Origin of the sequence: Metasolibacillus fluoroglycofenilyticus (assembly GCF_003049645.1) — a bacterium.
Lineage (GTDB): Bacteria > Bacillota > Bacilli > Bacillales_A > Planococcaceae > Metasolibacillus > Metasolibacillus fluoroglycofenilyticus.
Window position 1 is genome coordinate 1830177 of the sequence record NZ_PYWK01000001.1, and the last position, 18484, is coordinate 1848660.

Genomic DNA, 18484 nt, shown 5'->3' on the forward strand with positions numbered 1-18484 from the left:
AAATGTTTGCGGGCGAATTTGCCCCGTTAGTGAGCGAATTTTCAATTTTAACGAGCGAATCTCACTCGTTAATGAGCGAATCGTTACCTTAGAACTATAAAAAGCGTCCAAAATGCCGGCAATTGCACAACATTTTGGACGCTTCTCTCCTGCTTTATAATGGGATATTCCCATGTTTTTTATATGGTCGGTCCTCATGCTTTGTTGATAGCATATCTAATGCTTGAATAAGCTTAATGCGTGTTTCACGAGGGTCAATAACATCGTCTACCATACCGCGCGATGCCGCTACATATGGATTCGCAAATTTCTCTTTGTATTCTTCGATTTTTGCTGCACGTGTTGCCTCTGGGTCGCTTGATTTCGCGATTTCGCCTGCATGGATAATATTTGCTGCACCTGCTGCACCCATCACAGCAATTTCTGCATTCGGCCAAGCGAATACGAGGTCTGCTCCTATTGCCTTTGAATTTAGTGCAACATATGCACCACCATAAGCTTTACGTAAAATTACTGTAATTTTTGGTACTGTTGCCTCTGAGTATGCGTATAAAATTTTCGCCCCATGGCGGATGATGCCCCCATGCTCTTGCTTCACGCCCGGGAAGAAGCCTGATACATCCTCAAATGTAATCACAGGTACGTTATAAGCGTCACAAGTACGAACGAAGCGTGCTAGCTTATCTGACGAGTCGATGTCTAAGCCACCAGCTAAAAACTTCGGCTGGTTACATACTAAACCGACAGATTCGCCTGCGATACGAGCAAAGCCTACTACGACGTTTTTCGCAAATTCCTTTTGCACTTCCATAAAGGAGCCTTCATCGACAACTTGCTCGACCACTTTACGTACATCGTATGATTTCGTTTGGTCAATTGGCACAACGTCCACAAGCTCTGAACGATATTCGTCACCAGCAGTGTATGGCGCTTTCGGAGCCTTTTCTTTATTATTTTGTGGTAAATAGCTTAATAGCTGTTGAATTTGCTTGATTGCTTCTTCTTCATTCGGTGCGCGGAAATGTGCGTTACCGCTAATCGTATTATGCACCTTTGAGCCACCTAAGCCTTCAGATGAAATTTGCTCACCTGTTACTGTTTCAATTACCTTTGGCCCTGTAATAAACATTTGTGATGTTTTATCGACCATTAAAATAAAGTCTGTAATTGCAGGAGAATAGACAGCTCCCCCCGCGCAAGGCCCCATAATTACAGAGATTTGTGGAATCACACCCGAGTAAATCGAGTTGCGGTAGAAAATATGACCGTAACCGTCTAATGATAATACCCCTTCTTGAATGCGCGCGCCACCGGAATCGTTAATGCCGATAAAAGGTGTGCCGTTTTTAGCTGCTAAGTCCATTACTGCTGCGATTTTTTTCGCGTGCATTTCGCCAAGTGCACCACCGAAAACCGTAAAATCTTGTGCGAATAAATAGACATTGCGTCCGTTAATTTTTCCGAAGCCTGTAACAACGCCATCACCAGGGCCCTCTAAATCAGCCATGCCAAAATCAATTGTGCGGTGCGTAATAAATGGATTAATTTCAACAAATGTCCCTTCATCTAATAATAACTCGATGCGCTCGCGAGCAGTTAATTTCCCCTTTTCATGCTGCTTAGCGATACGAGCATCGCCACCACCTTGTTCAATCACGCTTTTGCGGTCATATAGCTCATGGATTTTGTCAAACATATCAATTGTTGTTGTCATTATTTTTATTCCCCTTTTCCACTTTTGTCACATAATTCGTAAAGTACGCCGAATGAATCTTTCGGATGTAAAAATGCTACCTCTGCGCCACCAGCACCAGGACCCGGCTCCTCTGACAGCAGGCGTACGCCTTTTTCACGTAGCTCTGCCATGCGCTCACGAATATCCGTTACCCCGAACGCAATATGGTGAATGCCTTCCCCGCGCTTTTCTATGAAGTTATGAATTGTGCTTTCTTCACTCATCGGTGCGAGCAACTCTAATTTGACATTACCAGCATCGATAAAAGCAACTTTCACTTTTTGAGAAGCGACCTCTTCTATTTTCAATAAAGTGAGCCCGAGCGTTTCTGTGTAATATGTAATGCGCTCCTCAATATTTTTCACAGCTATCCCGATATGATCTACTTTTTTCATCGAATTATTATCCCCCTACAGTCAATTGTGCTTGAGAAATTTCAAAGATTTGATAAACTAAATACAGACATGCTTAAGGAGCGATTAGAAATGAGCAATAAAAAATTTCAAAAGGTCGTAGTTTACTCAATGGTTGTCATTATGTTAGTTTCAACAATCGCAATGGGTGTAGCGGCTATTATGTAAAAGGGGTTGCTTTTATAGCACCCTCTTTTATTTTTGCAAGCCCGCAAAAGACCGTTTAATCGCTAAATACTTATCCATTTCTTCGATGCATTGATACAGTGCTGCCATCGCCAAAAAGGTTTGATGGTTTGTCGGCAAAGGCAACTGTGCAAACTTTACCTTGACAGCATCTAGCTTTTCAATAAAGTGACTAGCTGTATTTCCCGAATGCACATGCTCACTTAAATCCTCCATAAAAACAGCTACTATTTCCGCCTGTTGTACTATAACAGGCAAAGCAGTAATTTTCGGTAAAATTCGTTCAATTATTTCAAGCTGCTGTTCTCGCATATCAAAATATACATAATATAAATTACTTTTGCGCGTTAAGTGGTTTTCAACATCCTGAAAGGCAAGCGCCTTCGCTTTATTAATAACAGTTGCCGCTTCAATCAGCTCATTGCCATCCCACAATGTATCTCCATTCCTTAAATATTGCGCAATTTCTGAAAATATCTTTTGGTAATATGCCTCAATTTGTAGGCGATATTTGTCTAGCTTCGGTTGAATATCAGGCATATACATATTAACTGCTAATCCTACACCATAGCCGATAAGCATTAAGCTTATTTCATTTTGTAAAAGAGCTAGCGAAAAGTGCCCTACCGAATAAATATGCAAAATGATTACAGCGCTCGATACAAAGCCTGCTGTAATGTGAAATGATACGAGCAAAGGAATAAAAACAATGAACATTAACCCTAGCATAATCGGATGATAACTAATTAGCTCAAAGCATAACCATGCTAGCAACATCCCTAATATACTAGCAACAAATCTTGTATAAACCGCATGAACAGATTTTCTTTTTGTTGGTTGAATACATAAAATCGTTAAAATACCTGCTGCCGTATAAAATTGTAAATCGAAAAAATGTGCGATTGCGATTGCAAGTGCTGCGCCAACAGCCGTTTTTAACGTTCGGTAGCCAATCGAAAACTTTTTCATTGGAATGAAGGCTCCTCTTCTCGCGTGAAAAATACGGAGGGGCTGTCCGAAAAGGGCATTTTGTATTGGAATCGCATTGAAAAAGAGATATTTGCTCTTCTCCTTTACTTAAGAGAAACACCGCTAAACTTTTTGCTTCTCTCGTTTTCAAAGAAAGCTCTCTGCAACCCTTTTGCCAAAACACCATCGTCAGTGTCCAAAATACCGATGATGCACGGCTTTTGGACGTCCCCTCTATTTTTCATTGCTTGTTAATAGTTATCGTGAGCTTTTGACTTACACTTCTTCACAATATTCTTCGAAATTACCTTGCAAGTTTAATACGACAGACATTGGGTCATGTCCTTCGATTTCATAGCGTCCAACTTCCGCTACAACTTGTCCATCTTTTAATAGTACAAAGGATGGTGAGGATGGTAAATGGTCTTCACCAAAATGATAACGAGCCGCCGCAGTTGCCTCTTTATCTTGACCGGCAAACACTGTTACCAAATGGTCGGGACGTTTATCGTAATGAACTGCTTGTGTTGCTGCTGGACGTGCAATACCGCCTGCACAGCCACATACCGAGTTCACCATTACTAATGTCGTACCTGGGCGAGCAAATGCTGCCTCTACCTCTTCAGGTGTACGCAATTGCTCATAGCCCGCAGCTTCCATTTCAGCACGAGCGGTTGTTGTAATTTGTTGCATAAATAAATCATAGTCCATGTTCATAATTGTATTCGCTCCTTTCATACTATCTCATCATAGCAAGACAATTAATGATATGCAAAGAACTGATTTTCATTGTATCCGTTTATTTTTCAAAGAGCTTATTGACACCTTGTGTGACCGTTAATTTCCCCTGTAAAATCGCTTGTTCAAGCATGTTTACTTGCATTTTATTGTCTGCATTTTGATAAAAGGAATCATGCAAATGGTCCATAATCATCGCATGAAACCAATCGCGCGTTTGCTCATGGCGACGTATCGACCAATAATTAGAGGCTTGCACCTTTTCCTGAAATTGCTCAATCATTTGCCATGTTTCCTGAAGACCTGTTTTAGCGTGTGAGGAAACAGTGAGTGCTGTGCTCATCCAGCCTGGTGTGGCAGGCTGTAAAAAATGCAAAATTTGCTTGTATTCTTGCATCGTTTTACGGGCTGGGCGAATATTATCACCATCGCTTTTATGAACAATAATACCATCTGCCAGCTCCATAATACCTTTTTTCATTCCCTGCAATTCATCGCCCGCGCCTGTTAGCACAAGAAGTAAGAAGAAATCAACCATACCGCGCACATACGTCTCACTTTGTCCGACCCCTACTGTTTCAATTAAAATGATGTCATAGCCTGCTGCCTCACAAACAAGCATCGTTTCTCGTGTTTTTTTATGAACACCACCTAATGTACCAGCGCTCGGGGACGGGCGAACGTAGGCGTTTGGCTTACGCACAAGCTCCTCCATTCTCGTTTTATCCCCTAAAATACTGCCTCCTGAAATGGAGGAGCTTGGGTCAATTGCTAAAACAGCTACCTTTTTCCCCATATCGCAAAGCATGGAACCAAAAGCTTCGATAAAGGAGCTTTTCCCAGCACCGGGGACGCCTGTAATACCGATACGGATGCTCCTTCCTGTATATGGTAGCAGCTCCTGCAATAAATTTTGCGCCTGCTGTTTATGTGTGGCATTCGAACTTTCAATAAGGGTAATCGCTTTTGACAGGGAAATGCGGTTACCTGCCCGCACCTCCTCGGCCAGTGTAACAACATCAAGTGTATCTTGTTGTTTTTTACGGAATTTTCTCGGCGTGCCATAATTCATACCGTCATGACCACCTTCCACACCGTCCATTACAAATAGCGCACTTTGTTGCTCCGAGCGTTTTTCCATTACTCTGCCACTTCCTCGTAGCCTAATTGTTTATAAATTTCCTCAATAATCTTTTGTGCGGAAACAGGAATTACTGTACCTGGACCAAAAATCGCAACCGCACCTGCTTCATATAAAAATTCGTAATCCTGTGCTGGAATAACCCCGCCACAAATAACAATGATATCTTCACGTCCAAGCTTTTTCAGTTCACCTACTAGCTCTGGTACGAGCGTTTTATGACCTGCCGCTAACGAGGATACACCTACGCAATGAACATCGTTTTCCACAGCCATTTGAGCCGTTTCTTCTGGCGTCATAAATAATGGTGAAATATCTACGTCAAAGCCTAAGTCTGCATAGCCCGTTGCGATAACTTTTGCACCACGGTCATGTCCGTCCTGCCCCATTTTTGCAACTAAAATACGCGGGCGGCGTCCTTCGTTTTCAAGGAATTCTTCCGTCATTTGCTTCACTTCATTAATTTGCTCTTCATCTGAGAAATTGGAAGAGTAAACGCCTGAGATTGAGCGGATAATCGCTTTATGACGACCTGATACCTTCTCAATGGCATCTGAAATTTCACCTAGCGATGCACGCGCACGCGCCGCGTCCACAGCTACTGCTAGCAAGTTTTCCTCACCAGTTTGTGCCGCCTTTGTCAGACGTGCTAAATGCTTTTGAACTTCCTCTTCATTGCGATTAGCTTTCATTTTTTCTAAACGTTCAATTTGCTGCTCGCGCACGACAGCGTTATCAATATCTAAAATATCGATTGGCTCTTCCTCTGCTAAACGATATTTATTTACACCGACAATCGTTTCTGTTTTCGAATCGATTTTCGCTTGACGCTTTGCAGCAGCCTCCTCTACCTTCATTTTTGGTAAGCCTGTGTCGATTGCTTTCGCCATACCTCCAAGCTCTTCAATTTCCTCAATTAAAGCCCATGCTTTTTCTGTCAATTCTTCTGTTAGCTTCTCTACATAGTATGAGCCACCCCATGGGTCAATCACTTTTGTCATACCCGTTTCTTCCTGTAAAAATAGCTGTGTATTACGCGCGATACGTGCCGAAAAATCAGTCGGTAAAGCAATGGCCTCATCTAGTGCATTGGTGTGCAATGATTGTGTATGTCCCATAGCTGCTGCGTTTGCTTCGATTAAAGTACGCGTCACATTGTTGAATGGGTCTTGCTCTGTTAATGACCAGCCAGATGTTTGTGAATGCGTTCTTAATGCTAATGATTTCTCATTTTTCGGATTAAATGTTGACATCATTTGTGCCCAAATTCGACGTGCTGCACGCATTTTTGCAATTTCCATATAATAGTTCATGCCAATCGCCCAGAAGAAGGAGAGGCGCGGGGCAAAGGCGTCAATATCAATTCCTGCCTTTAAGCCTGTGCGCACATATTCCAAGCCATCAGCCAAAGTGTAAGCAAGCTCGATATCATTTGTTGCGCCAGCTTCTTGAATATGGTAGCCCGAAATGGAAATCGAATTGAATTTCGGCATAAATTTCGCCGTGTATTCAAAAATATCAGCGATAATTTTCATTGACATTGCTGGCGGGTAAATATACGTATTACGCACCATATATTCCTTTAAAATATCATTCTGAATCGTCCCTGCAAGCTGCTCCGGCTTAACGCCCTGCTCCTCCGCTGCCACGATATAAAACGCTAATACAGGTAATACCGCTCCGTTCATCGTCATCGATACCGACATTTGGTCTAGTGGAATGCCGTCAAATAAAATTTTGGCGTCCTCTACAGAGTCAATAGCTACACCCGCTTTTCCAACATCACCTGTTACGCGGGGATGGTCAGAATCGTAGCCGCGATGTGTTGCTAAATCGAAGGCAACTGATAGCCCTTTTTGCCCCATCGCTAAATTGCGTCGGTAAAAAGCATTTGATTCTTCCGCTGTTGAGAAACCCGCATATTGACGTACTGTCCATGGACGCGCAACATACATTGTCGGATATGGTCCCCTTGTATTCGGGGCGATGCCTGCTACATCTTGTAAATGCTTAGCGTCTTTAACATCTTTTTTCGTATAAACATTTTTCACTTCGATGCCTTCATTTGTCATAAATGTACTTGTAGCTTGTAGCCCTTCTCCAGCTAGTACATCCTCGATGACAATCCCCTGAAAGTTCGCATTCATCTTTGTACCTCCTTTAAGCTTGCCATCACTGCATTTAGCTTTTCCGTAATGTTTTGACCAGCAAAAATAAAGCCATTTAATCCAGCAGCTAGCCATTCCTGCTCTTGCTCTTTAAATTTACCTGCAACATCTAGTAGCTGCTTGTCCTGCTTTACTTGTAATAAAGCGGGCACTAATTGTAATGTATCCTCATCTGTTGCTGCTACAACGATATAGTTATAATCAGCAGTGGCTAGCCAGCGCTTCGCTTCTTCAATTGTCGCAATCGCATCCGACTGTGCCATCGTCACACCCGCAGTTGCTAAAAAGCCTGCGACAAAATCCGCTCGCGCTTTAAAGTTTTTCAATTCACCAAATGTTAAAACCGCCATTTTTGCATTACATTGCGCATAGTTTGCACGTACTTTTTCAAATGGAATCGCTAGTCGCTTTACATGTGCAAATTGCTCATTATCCTCAGTACCGACTTCATCAGCAGGATTAGCATAAATATTTGTCCCAATTAAAGACACCTTACGCGTTTCTATTTGCTGAATACGCGTCTTATACACTTCCTCAATCTGCTTTTCGATTGGATATGCATCTAGCCCTCCAGCTTCTTCAATTTGTAAAAATAGCTGCCACGCTTCTTTCACTAAATCGGCTGTTAATGCTTCAATAAAGTATGAGCCACCTGACGGATCGACCACATTTAAAACATGCGACTCTTCAGCGGCTACAAGAAGTATATTACGCGCTATGCGAATCGATTGCTCCGTTGGCTTTGTTAAAACGTCGTGTGGATGTACTGTGAAGACGTCCACACCGCCGATTATACCAGCAAATGCCTCATTGCCTGCGCGCAGTAAGTTGACGTAAACATCCAGTTTCGAAAAGCTACGAACAGAAGTTTCAGCAATGATTGGCACTGCAACTGCCTCATGACCTACCCCCTTGGAAAACGCTTTCCAAAGCACTTTAAATGCCCGGATTTTTGCAATTTCCATAAAGAACTGCGTGTCAATCGCAAAGCTAACAAAGAACTTCTGTGCAAATGCCTCATAGCTATCTACCTGCTTTGCCAAATGACTTGCCTCGGCAAGTGCAATAGCTAGCTCCTGTACAGCATTTGCTCCTTCATTATGATATTTCACTGTATTGCTATGCATTGTGCGGATATTTGGAAAATTAGGTAATGCAAACGCTTCCTCCGAAATAATAAAGCCTGTTACATTTTGCTTTTTCTCTTCCGCAATTTTTTTGAATACATTTAATAATGGGTCATTGCTGTTTTGTACGATGAACTTAAAAGTATATTCTGTAATAAAATCTGCTAAGCTCGCTAAAATGGCATCATCCCATGAGAAGGATACACGACTATCAATTGTTAGTACTTCATTTCCTCGCGCTAAGCTTTCTTGTAAGTTCGCTAAAAATTGCTCCGGCGTATCCCCATATATTTGTTGGGCAATTTCAAATGTATCAGCGACCTTCATTGTGCGAATTGTAGCAACTTGTTTTTCTAGCTGGTCCCCTAATTTTTCAATTAATGTTGCCCCTGTATAAATTGGCTCCAGTGTAATGCCTTCCACTGTTTTAGTGAATAAAGATTCAAACGGCTTGCCCTTCAGCGCCTTTATTGCCTGCTCCTGCCATTGTTCATAGCTAGCTGATGCAAACTGAATATCTTTCATATTTATTGTCATATGATCGCTTATCAGCTTCCCCCTTTATCTTTTACTACTTTATATATTACATGAGAAATACCTGACAAGAAAGAGGAAAAATCAAAGAAAGCCCGCTCTGGCGGGCTTTCTAGCAGATGTCAGTAGACTGACATCGTCTCTTTATTAACATTTTCGAGTATTTCTTTTACTCTATTCAGAAATTTTCCGCAAACAAGCCCATCTAAAACTCGATGATCTAATGATAAACATAAATTCACCATATCACGAGCAGCGAACATATTTCCATCCATAATCACAGGGCGCTTGACAATTGCTTCCACTTGCAAAATCGCTGCCTGCGGATAATTAATAATCCCCATTGATTGAACTGAGCCGAATGAGCCTGTGTTATTAACTGTAAATGTACCGCCTTGCATATGCTCAGAGCGCAGCTTACCTGTACGCACTAGCTGAGACAATTCGTGAATTTCACGCGCGATTCCTTTAACCGACTTTTCATCGACATTTTTAATAACCGGTACGAATAAAGCATCCTCTGTTGCAACAGCAATTGATAAATTGATAACTTTTTTCTGGATGATTTTATCGCCAGCCCACATTGAATTCATCATCGGGAATTCCTTCAACGCTTGGCTCACTGCTTTCATAAAGAAGGCAAAATACGTTAAATTAAAGCCCTCATTGCGCTTGAACTCATTTTTAATAGAATCACGGTACGCAACTAAATTTGTCACGTCCACCTCCATCATCATCCAAGCGTGTGGTGCTTCGTGCTTACTACGTAGCATATTGTTTGCAATAGCACGACGCACTGCCGTCACAGGAATTTCTACATCGCCAGCAGCCGTTGGAACCGCTAGTGCTGCTGAGGCTTGTACTTGTTGCTGGGCAGGTGCTTGCTCCGCTGATGGTGTTGATGCTACTTCCGTTTGCGCTGGCGCAGTTGGAATTTGACCTGACGCAATAATTGCCTGTAAATCTTTACGTGTAATGCGTCCGCCTACACCGCTGCCTGTCACTAATGATAAATCAATATTATGCTCCGCCGCTAATGTTAATACGGCAGGTGAATAGCGTGCTTTATCACGCGGTGCCTTTTCCTCCTGCTGTGCAGCAGGCTTTGCTTGCGCTTGTGGCTCCTCCTTATGCTGCACACCGGCATTTAAAATAGCCGAGCTAACATTCGATGTTTTTTCTGCTGGTGGGGCAGCCACCTCACCTTCGACCTCAATTGTACAAACAATTGCACCAACAGGTAATGTTTCTCCCTCATTGGCAATTAACTCGCCGACGATACCAGCAAATGAGGATGGAATTTCTGCATTTACTTTGTCAGTATTCACTTCTGCTAATGGATCGTACTTATTCACTTTATCACCAGGCTTTACAAGCCAGCGCTCGATTGTTCCCTCCGTTACACTTTCACCTAACTGAGGCATTACGATATTTTGAATAGCCATTGTTACCCCTCCTTAAAATGCAGCAAGCTCGCGCATTGCTTGCTCAACTTTATCAGGATTAATCATGAAAAACTTCTCCATTGTCGGCGCGTAAGGCATTGCAGGAACGTCTGGTCCCGCAAGGCGCTTAATCGGTGCGTCTAGCTCAAATAAGCAATGCTCCGCAATAATTGCTGATACCTCACTCATAATGCTGCCTTCCATATTATCTTCTGTTACAAGCAATACTTTACCTGTTTTACTTGCCGCTTCAATAATCGCTTCCTTGTCTAATGGATAGACCGTGCGCAAATCTAAAATATGCGCTTCGATACCGTCTGCTGCCAAGCGCTCTGCCGCCTGCAATGCAAAATGAACAGCTAAGCCGTAAGTGATTACTGTGATGTCATCACCTTCGCGCTTCACATCAGCTTTTCCGATAGGTAATGTATAATCATCTGTCGGCACTTCCCCTTTAATTAAACGATAAGCACGCTTATGCTCGAAAAATAGCACAGGATCCTCATCACGAATCGCAGCCTTTAATAAACCTTTCGCATCGTAAGGTGTAGATGGGATAACGATTTTTAAGCCTGGTGTATTGGCGAACATCGCTTCTACCGACTGAGAATGATAAAGTGCTCCGTGTATGCCGCCACCAAATGGTGCACGCACAACGAGTGGGCATGACCAATCGTTGTTTGAGCGATAACGAATTTTGGCTGCCTCGGAAACAATTTGGTTCACAGCAGGCATAATGAAATCAGCAAATTGCATTTCTGCGATTGGACGCATCCCATACATTGCTGCTCCAATTGCTACACCAGCAATGGCACTTTCTGCTAAAGGTGTATCTAAAACACGGTACTCCCCAAATTGATTGTAAAGCCCTGTTGTTGCTTTAAATACGCCACCCTTTCGTCCAACGTCTTCCCCTAGAACGAAAACACGCTCATCGCGTTCCATTTCTTCCTTCATTGCTAAATTGATTGCATCAATATAAGAAATAACAGCCATTATTCGCCACCCTCCTCAGCATAAACATATTTCAATGCGTGCTCTGGCTTCGCATACGGTGCCGCCTCCGCGTAATCTGTTGCTTCATTCACAATTACCGCTACTTTGGCGTTTAATTCCTCAAATGTTTCAGTTGTCGCCACACCCATTTCAAGTAAATAGTTTTCAAATAGTAGTAACGGGTCGTTTGCCTTGCCTTCTGCAATATCTTCTGCCGTTCGATATTGGCGGTCATCATCATCCGAGGAGTGTGCTGTTAAGCGATATGTCACCGCTTCAATTAAGCTTGGACCTTCCCCACGTCTTGCACGGTCTGCCGCCTCTTTAATAACTTTATAAACTTCAAGCGGATTTTTTCCGTCAACTGTAACACCCGGCATACCATAGCCGATACCGCGATCAGACACTTTGGCACAGCCAAGTTGGCGCTCAACAGGTACTGAAATCGCATATTGGTTATTTTCTACCATAATAATAACTGGTAGCTTATGCACGCCTGCAAAGTTAGCTCCTTCATGGAAGTCACCCTGGTTGGATGAGCCTTCTCCTAGCGTAACGAATGTGATGAAGTCTTTCTCTTGAATTTTCCCTGCAAGCGCTACACCTACCGCGTGCGGCACCTGTGTCGTTACAGGGGAAGAACCTGTTAAAATACGATTTTTCTTTTGGCCGAAATGCCCCGGCATTTGGCGACCGCCAGAGTTTGGGTCTTCCGCCTTAGCAAATGCTGATAGCATTAAATCCTTTGCCGTCATTCCAAAATGTAATACAACGCCCATATCACGATAATACGGCGCAATATAATCTTTTGTATTATCTAAAGCAAATGCTGCTCCAACTTGAGCTGCCTCTTGTCCTTGACAGGAAATAACAAAAGGTATTTTCCCTGCGCGGTTTAATAGCCACATACGCTCATCAATACGTCTTGCCAAAAGCATTGTTTCGTACATTTTAAGTACATCTTCATTTGTTAATCCAAGGTCTTCGTGTTTTAACATACGAACATCCCCTTTCGTCGCTTCATTTTCAATATGCTTTTGCAACTAAAAAAGCATTACGATTTATAGCATTATTATATCCTATGATTTTTGCATACATGCTAGTTTAGAAATGAATGGCTTTCCCTTCCACTGCTAATGCAGCTTCACCGATAATTTCACTTAATGATGGATGCGGATGAATCGTTTGTGAGATTTCCCAAGGGCTTGCATCAAGCAATAAAGCAAGCGCAGATTCTGAAATCATATCCGTCACATGTGGACCAATCATATGGACACCTAATAAATCATTTGTTTTGCTATCCGCAATCATTTTTACAAAGCCTTCAGCATCCCCGTGCACAAGTGCTTTGCCAATTGCTTTGAATGGGAATTTTGCCACTTTTACTTCAAAGCCCTGCTCCTTCGCCTGTGCCTCTGTTAAACCAACACTTGACGCTTCAGGGTAAGAGTAAATGCAACGCGCAACATTTGGATAATGGATTGCAGTCGTCTTATGTCTTGCAATATGCTCTACCGCAATGATGCCTTCGTGTGATGCAACATGTGCAAGCTGCATTCCACCAATCACATCGCCAATTGCATAAATATGACTTTCCTTCGTTTGGTAGTTGTCATTTACTTGTATATAAGAGCGCTCTGTTACGATTTCTGTGTTTTCTAAGCCAATTCCTTCACTATTCGCTGTACGCCCTACACTTACTAGCATTTTTTCAGCGCTGTACGTCTCTGTCTTATCACCTGAAGTTGCTGCAATTGACACTTGCTCACCTACCGATAATGTATCTGTCTGCATGCGGGCATTGACAACGATTTGAACGCCTCGCTTTGTCAGCGCCTTCGTCATTTCTTTGGCTATATCAGCATCCTCTGTTGGTAAAATTCGTTCCCCGTACTCTAAAACAGTTACATCGACACCGAAATCACAAAGCATTGATGCCCATTCGATACCTATTACGCCACCACCGACAATTAATATAGAAGAAGGCAGTGCCTCAAGCTCTAGCGCATGGTCAGAATTTAATATACGCTCTCCGTCAACAGGAATCCCTTCCAACATTGCTGGCTTTGAGCCGGTTGCGATAATCACATTTGTTGGTACGAGCATTTCGTTTTCGCCACCGTCAGCTAGCTCAACAGAAATCGTTCCAGGCATCGGAGAAAATATAGAAGGGCCTAATATGCGACCTGTGCCATAATAAACATCTATTTTTCCTTTTTTCATTAAGCCTTCAATACCCGATTGCAATGTTTTAATAATCGTATTTTTTCGATTTTGTACTTTATCAAATTGTAGCTTTACGCCCTCAACCTCGATACCAAAGGATTCGCTATCCTTTGCCGTACGATAAACTTCAGCGCTTCTTAATAATGCCTTACTTGGGATACAGCCTTTATGTAGGCACGTACCACCCAGCTTTGCCTGCTCAACAATCGCTGTTTTTAAACCGAGCTGTGCTGCACGAATCGCAGCAACATAGCCACCAGTTCCTCCACCTAAAATGACAACATCATACTCCTGTGCCATGAAAACATCCCCCTTTTTACAAAAAAGGAAGCAAAGATTGTCTTTACCTCCTTTTTTCGCCTTTAATGCTTAACGACCATTTAAAATGTTTTTTTCATTGCGTAAAAACTGACTACGAGATTTCGCAACACGCGCAATACGATCTTCTGCAAGTTTATTAGCAGCTAGGTATGTCGGTACATCTTGTTCTTTTGAAATTGTTAATATTTTTGAAATGCTATCATAAATTGTTTCCACACGCTTCATTGCACGCTCACGGTTATAGCCGTACAGTTCATCCGCTACGTTGATTACCCCGCCAGCATTGATTACATAATCAGGTGCGTAAATAATGCCTTTTTCATGTAAAATTTGACCATGTCGTGACTCTTGAAGCTGATTGTTCGCTGAGCCAGCAATCACTTTTGCTTTTAGTTGTGGAATCGTTTCATCATTAATAATAGCACCTAATGCACATGGTGAGAAAATATCTACATCTTGTTTATAAATATCTGCTGGGTCAACTGCGGTTGCACCGAACGCTTCTACAACGCGCTCAACAGCAGCTTTATTAATATCTGTAACAACTAATTTTGCGCCATCTTTATGTAAATACTCACATAGTTTGTACGCCACGTTTCCTAACCCTTGTACCGCAATTGTACGCCCTTCAAGCGCATCAACCCCAAACGCTTCCTTCGCGGCTGCTTTAATCCCTAAGTAGACGCCATATGCAGTGACAGGAGATGGGTTACCTGATGAACCAAATGCAGGTGAAATACCTGTTACATAATTTGTTTCTTCATGAATTAAATCCATGTCAGTTACTGTCGTCCCAACATCTTCCGCTGTAATATAACGACCGTTTAAGCCTTGGATAAAGCGACCTAATGCACGGAACATCTCCTCATTTTTATCTTTAAATGGGTCGCCGATAATAACCGTTTTTCCTCCACCTAAATTTAAGCCTGCTGCTGCATTTTTGTAAGTCATACCACGCGCTAGTCGCAGCGCATCCTCAATTGCATCCTCTTCAGATGCATACGTCCACATACGTGATCCACCGAGTGCTGGTCCTAACGTCGTATCATGGATTGCAATAATTGCCTTTAAGCCCGACTCCTTGTCTTGACAAAAAACGAGTTGTTCATAATCATACTTTTCCATGTACTTAAAGATTTCCATTGCATATTCCCCTTTCAACTAAAAGAAAGCGTTTACTTTCTCGTATAATGTATTTTTTTCTAATTAGTTCACAAATTCGCCATGAAAAATACATTTATTTTCACTGCTTATTTTTACAATACGTTCAAATTCACTTTTAAGCAACAATTATTATGCAATCCATAATAATTAAGAATTTTCTAACTATTCTAATAGTGCTAGAACATGGCGAAAACAGTACAATTCCGCCTGTTTTCTTGACAATCTCATAGGTGGTTGTACAATTAGAAGGATAGAGTTGGGAGGTAGGAAAATGGCTCGAATGGCTGCATTTATTGTGCTACTAATTCCTGGATTAATGGCAGCTGCTGGAATAAAATTGATGCGCGATACATTATTTGGTGTGTTAATATCTCCAATTCCTTGGATTTGGCTTCAATTTGTTATTGGCATTGCTTTATTTTTAATAGGCTTCGGCTTTTTTGCAGGCTTCTTACTACACCGTGACCGTAAAAAAGGAAAAGTATCTGAGCGCTGGCAAAAGTAAAATGGAACTTTCATAAATTTAGGGCTAGCTAAAAATTCTTTTTAACTAGCCCTAAATTCTATATATCAATAGTGGTTTTTTCTAGACTATTCATAGGTACAATACCTAGCAATCCTTAAAAGGTGTGAGAAAGCGAGTTTTTATTTGCTTTTTCACACCTTATTTAACCCCCTTTTTCACTTACAATATCCGGATAATCCGTAATCCAACCTACAACGACAGGGTGTGGCTGCGTGATAAAAGATTCCTTGCCCGTTATACTATAAAAGCGCATACTTTTGCCTGCATATTCACATGCTTTTAAATAACTTCGCCTATAATACTTTTTATGGGCATGAATGGCATCAATATGCGGTAAGCTATCTAGCTTTCCCCAATCGAATTTTTTCGTTACTAAAAGTGCCGTTTCAATATCAGGTCGATATTTTTTCACCATAATAAGTAACTGCTCATGAAACGATGAAAAATGACTATTTTTAGGAAGTTCAATTGTTTTTAGCAAGGCAATTAGCGCATCATAATTACTCGTTAACGACTCTTTAAGCTCAATATTAAGGGCAACTCTTTCAATAAGTGCCCATTTAATAACATCTTGTAATAATGGCATTCGTTTCGCTGAAAAAATACGTGAAAAACGCTTACCTAAGCGGTAATTTTGTAATTCTGCTAGGGTACAGTCCTGCACAAGACGATTAATACCTGTTAAACGCTTTATATTATTATCGTGAAAAACTATTAATTGCCCATCTTTTGAGCATTGCACATCCAATTCAATCCCATTCGCCCCAAGCTTTAACGCTTTTCGGAATGCCTCCATCGTATTCTCAAGCTCATACGCAGAAGCCCCTCTATGCGCGTAGATTGGCATGCCCATCTATACGTTCAACTCCCCTGATTCCAATAAAAATGTACCATTCGTCATTTTTGTTAAAAGTGAAGATTTTTTACCAATTTGAATATAGGTACCCGGGTATGCTTCTTTCGTAATTTTAATTTCTTCTTTTCCAGCATTGTGTAAATTATTAATATTGACCTTTATTTCATAATCTAAGTTAGATACATATTTCTTTAATGCCGCAATTTTCTGTTTAACTTGCTCTACAACAGCGGCTTGCTGACTGTTTAATGTACTTTGCGTTGATAAAATTCTTTGTAATTGCGTTTCATACTTCACTATTTCATCTTGCTCATTTTTTAATAACTTCGCTTTTTCCTGAATTATCGCTTGTAGCTCTTTTTTATTAAATGTATTAATAATGAGTTCTGTGCGGCGCTCCAAGTGATTGCCAGAAATAGCGGATATAATAACATCTTTCGCTATCGCTGTGCCACCTATAATTTTTCCCTTACGCTCATCTAATAAAATTGAATTTGCAGTTAAATTTGAGCCTAGTGCATAAAATCCAATATGAATATCACCATTTGCCCTTAAATTCGCTTCGTTCACATGCTTAATATATATATTTCCCGCTGCCTCTATTTCTGTTTCTCCCAAGCCAAAAACACCACCGCGAATATATATATCACCCTCTAATGAACGAATCAGCTTTGCACCAGATAGACCTTCCGATGACTCAATCGAAATATCACCTTTCGCTATAACGGAAAAGCCGCTTTGCACCGTCCCCCGAATTGTTAAGGAGCCTTGGAAGTCTATATTGCCTGTTTCAACACCAACATCATTATTAACTGATAAATGGTGATTAATCGTTAGCTGACCTTGCACCTGACCGAGTGCCCCTGCATATTTAGAGCGCAGAACTGTTTTTCCGTCCTCTTCCACCTCATATGCGGCTTTGCGGTCATAGCGCAAAGAGGCATCTTTCCCAGGTGCTGCTGCTATTACTTCGCCATAAATTGTTTTTCCGTCAATCCCCGGCTGTGCTGGTATCTTTTCACCTAACCAGCTATCCTCATGTATTTCAAAAATAAAGTTCATTTCATAGTAATCAGCTTTTCCATCTTCTCGAATAACTGGTTTGCGCTCAGGTATTTCTAAATATGTAGTTTTCGCATCCTCACCTTTAATTGCTGGTGTACCTTGTGCAATTAAATATGCTTTTGCTGGAACTATTTCATCTATTAGAATCGGTTGAATACCATGAATAATCCTTTTTTCCTGTAAAAGTCTTTCAATTTCTGCTACAAACTGTTCCCTATTTTGACGTAGCGTATCCACTGTCTCATAAATAAAAAGCGAGGCAGACATGTTGTCACGTGCAACCTCAATTTCAATGCTAGGTAACCATATGCCAATTTCAATAGCATTATTATTTTCTGTGCTTAATACATTTTTCAATACAGCAAAATTAGTAAGCTTGACACGTGGTAGCGATCTTAGAATAGTATCAAAGTCCTTTAAAGGAAAACCAGATTTTATCGTTCGAATAAATACCTTGCCATTTTGCTCTGTCATTTCAAAAAAGTCATTCGTAAAAATAGTCACAAAATTCCCCCTTTCCCTCTTATTTAGTATATACAATAAACAGGCATTTGTTTAGTTTGTTTTCCAAAATGCTCAATTCAGTAGAATTTTGTTAATTTTATTGCATTTATTCGCTTTTCACTACAAAATAAACAAATAAAATACTCAAATTACTCTAAATTAATACAAAAAATAGGTTAGGTCTTTAGAACTGTTTTATTCTATCTTTAGTACACATTTAGCCTTTTATTAAAATAATCCGATATTAAAAAGCAATTTTATGAAATATTCTAATTTCATAAAGAATAGCATCTTTTTCGCGAGCATGACCCCAGTAATTTTCCCACTTGCATATTCAGATAAGAAGTTAAAATAAAGTGCAAAAAAGGTG

At 41.1% G+C, this 18484-nt stretch carries 16 protein-coding genes; 2 read left to right on the forward strand and 14 right to left on the reverse strand.

Features of this window, described 5'->3' with window-relative positions:
• Window positions 1-154 precede the first annotated feature (154 nt).
• The gene (locus C9J36_RS08540; RefSeq protein WP_201261901.1) at window positions 155-1714 is read right to left on the reverse strand and encodes an acyl-CoA carboxylase subunit beta; all 1560 of its coding nucleotides are present in this window, start codon (window positions 1712-1714) and stop codon (window positions 155-157) included.
• Between the two features lie 5 nt (window positions 1715-1719).
• On the reverse strand, window positions 1720-2130 hold the full coding sequence (mce, locus tag C9J36_RS08545; protein WP_066162762.1) for a methylmalonyl-CoA epimerase: 411 nt from the start codon (window positions 2128-2130) through the stop codon (window positions 1720-1722).
• Between the two features lie 90 nt (window positions 2131-2220).
• Here mce and prli42 point away from each other — a divergent pair, with 90 nt between their 5' ends.
• Window positions 2221-2316 carry a stressosome-associated protein Prli42 gene (gene prli42 / locus C9J36_RS17215; protein ID WP_153061598.1) on the forward strand — a complete coding sequence of 32 codons (96 nt, stop codon included), beginning with the start codon at window positions 2221-2223 and terminating at the stop codon, window positions 2314-2316.
• A 27-nt stretch (window positions 2317-2343) separates the two neighbouring features.
• Here the strand turns inward: prli42 and C9J36_RS08550 are convergent, their stop codons facing one another.
• The 10 genes from C9J36_RS08550 to C9J36_RS08595 form a co-directional block, all read right to left on the reverse strand.
• The gene (locus C9J36_RS08550; RefSeq protein WP_107942825.1) at window positions 2344-3303 is read right to left on the reverse strand and encodes an aromatic acid exporter family protein; all 960 of its coding nucleotides are present in this window, start codon (window positions 3301-3303) and stop codon (window positions 2344-2346) included.
• Between the two features lie 276 nt (window positions 3304-3579).
• Window positions 3580-4020 carry a BrxA/BrxB family bacilliredoxin gene (locus tag C9J36_RS08555; RefSeq protein ID WP_066164369.1) on the reverse strand — a complete coding sequence of 147 codons (441 nt, stop codon included), beginning with the start codon at window positions 4018-4020 and terminating at the stop codon, window positions 3580-3582.
• Window positions 4021-4102: 82 nt separating this feature from the next.
• Window positions 4103-5182, reverse strand: coding sequence for a methylmalonyl Co-A mutase-associated GTPase MeaB (meaB, locus tag C9J36_RS08560; protein ID WP_107942826.1), 1080 nt, complete (start codon window positions 5180-5182; stop codon window positions 4103-4105).
• Window positions 5182-7329: a methylmalonyl-CoA mutase gene (scpA, locus tag C9J36_RS08565; protein WP_107942827.1), complete on the reverse strand. Its 2148-nt coding sequence runs from the start codon at window positions 7327-7329 to the stop codon at window positions 5182-5184. The genes meaB and scpA overlap by 1 nt, the downstream gene beginning before the upstream one ends.
• Window positions 7326-9014: a methylmalonyl-CoA mutase family protein gene (locus tag C9J36_RS08570; protein WP_107942828.1), complete on the reverse strand. Its 1689-nt coding sequence runs from the start codon at window positions 9012-9014 to the stop codon at window positions 7326-7328. Before C9J36_RS08570 ends, scpA begins: the two co-directional genes overlap by 4 nt.
• Window positions 9015-9133: 119 nt before the next feature.
• On the reverse strand, window positions 9134-10456 hold the full coding sequence (locus C9J36_RS08575; RefSeq protein WP_107942829.1) for a dihydrolipoamide acetyltransferase family protein: 1323 nt from the start codon (window positions 10454-10456) through the stop codon (window positions 9134-9136).
• A 12-nt stretch (window positions 10457-10468) separates the two neighbouring features.
• On the reverse strand, window positions 10469-11452 hold the full coding sequence (locus tag C9J36_RS08580) for an alpha-ketoacid dehydrogenase subunit beta (protein WP_066162743.1): 984 nt from the start codon (window positions 11450-11452) through the stop codon (window positions 10469-10471).
• Complete coding sequence (locus C9J36_RS08585; protein ID WP_066164366.1) at window positions 11452-12450, reverse strand: thiamine pyrophosphate-dependent dehydrogenase E1 component subunit alpha; 999 nt, start codon at window positions 12448-12450, stop codon at window positions 11452-11454. Before C9J36_RS08585 ends, C9J36_RS08580 begins: the two co-directional genes overlap by 1 nt.
• Window positions 12451-12556: 106 nt before the next feature.
• Window positions 12557-13978, reverse strand: a complete 1422-nt coding sequence (gene lpdA, locus C9J36_RS08590) for a dihydrolipoyl dehydrogenase (RefSeq protein WP_107942830.1) — start codon at window positions 13976-13978, stop codon at window positions 12557-12559.
• A 69-nt stretch (window positions 13979-14047) separates the two neighbouring features.
• Entirely contained in the window at window positions 14048-15142 is a 1095-nt protein-coding gene (locus tag C9J36_RS08595; RefSeq protein WP_066162737.1) for a Glu/Leu/Phe/Val family dehydrogenase, read from the reverse strand.
• A 292-nt stretch (window positions 15143-15434) separates the two neighbouring features.
• On the opposite strand from C9J36_RS08595, the gene C9J36_RS08600 reads away from it, so the two are divergent.
• Window positions 15435-15668, forward strand: a complete 234-nt coding sequence (locus C9J36_RS08600; protein ID WP_107942831.1) for a DUF2627 domain-containing protein — start codon at window positions 15435-15437, stop codon at window positions 15666-15668.
• 163 nt (window positions 15669-15831) lie between these two features.
• Here the strand turns inward: C9J36_RS08600 and C9J36_RS08605 are convergent, their stop codons facing one another.
• A complete protein-coding gene (locus tag C9J36_RS08605) occupies window positions 15832-16542 on the reverse strand; it encodes a glycerophosphodiester phosphodiesterase (RefSeq protein ID WP_066162732.1) in 711 nt (236 codons plus the stop codon).
• A complete protein-coding gene (locus tag C9J36_RS08610) occupies window positions 16543-18114 on the reverse strand; it encodes a flagellar assembly protein A (protein ID WP_107942832.1) in 1572 nt (523 codons plus the stop codon).
• Between the last annotated feature and the right edge of the window lie 370 nt (window positions 18115-18484).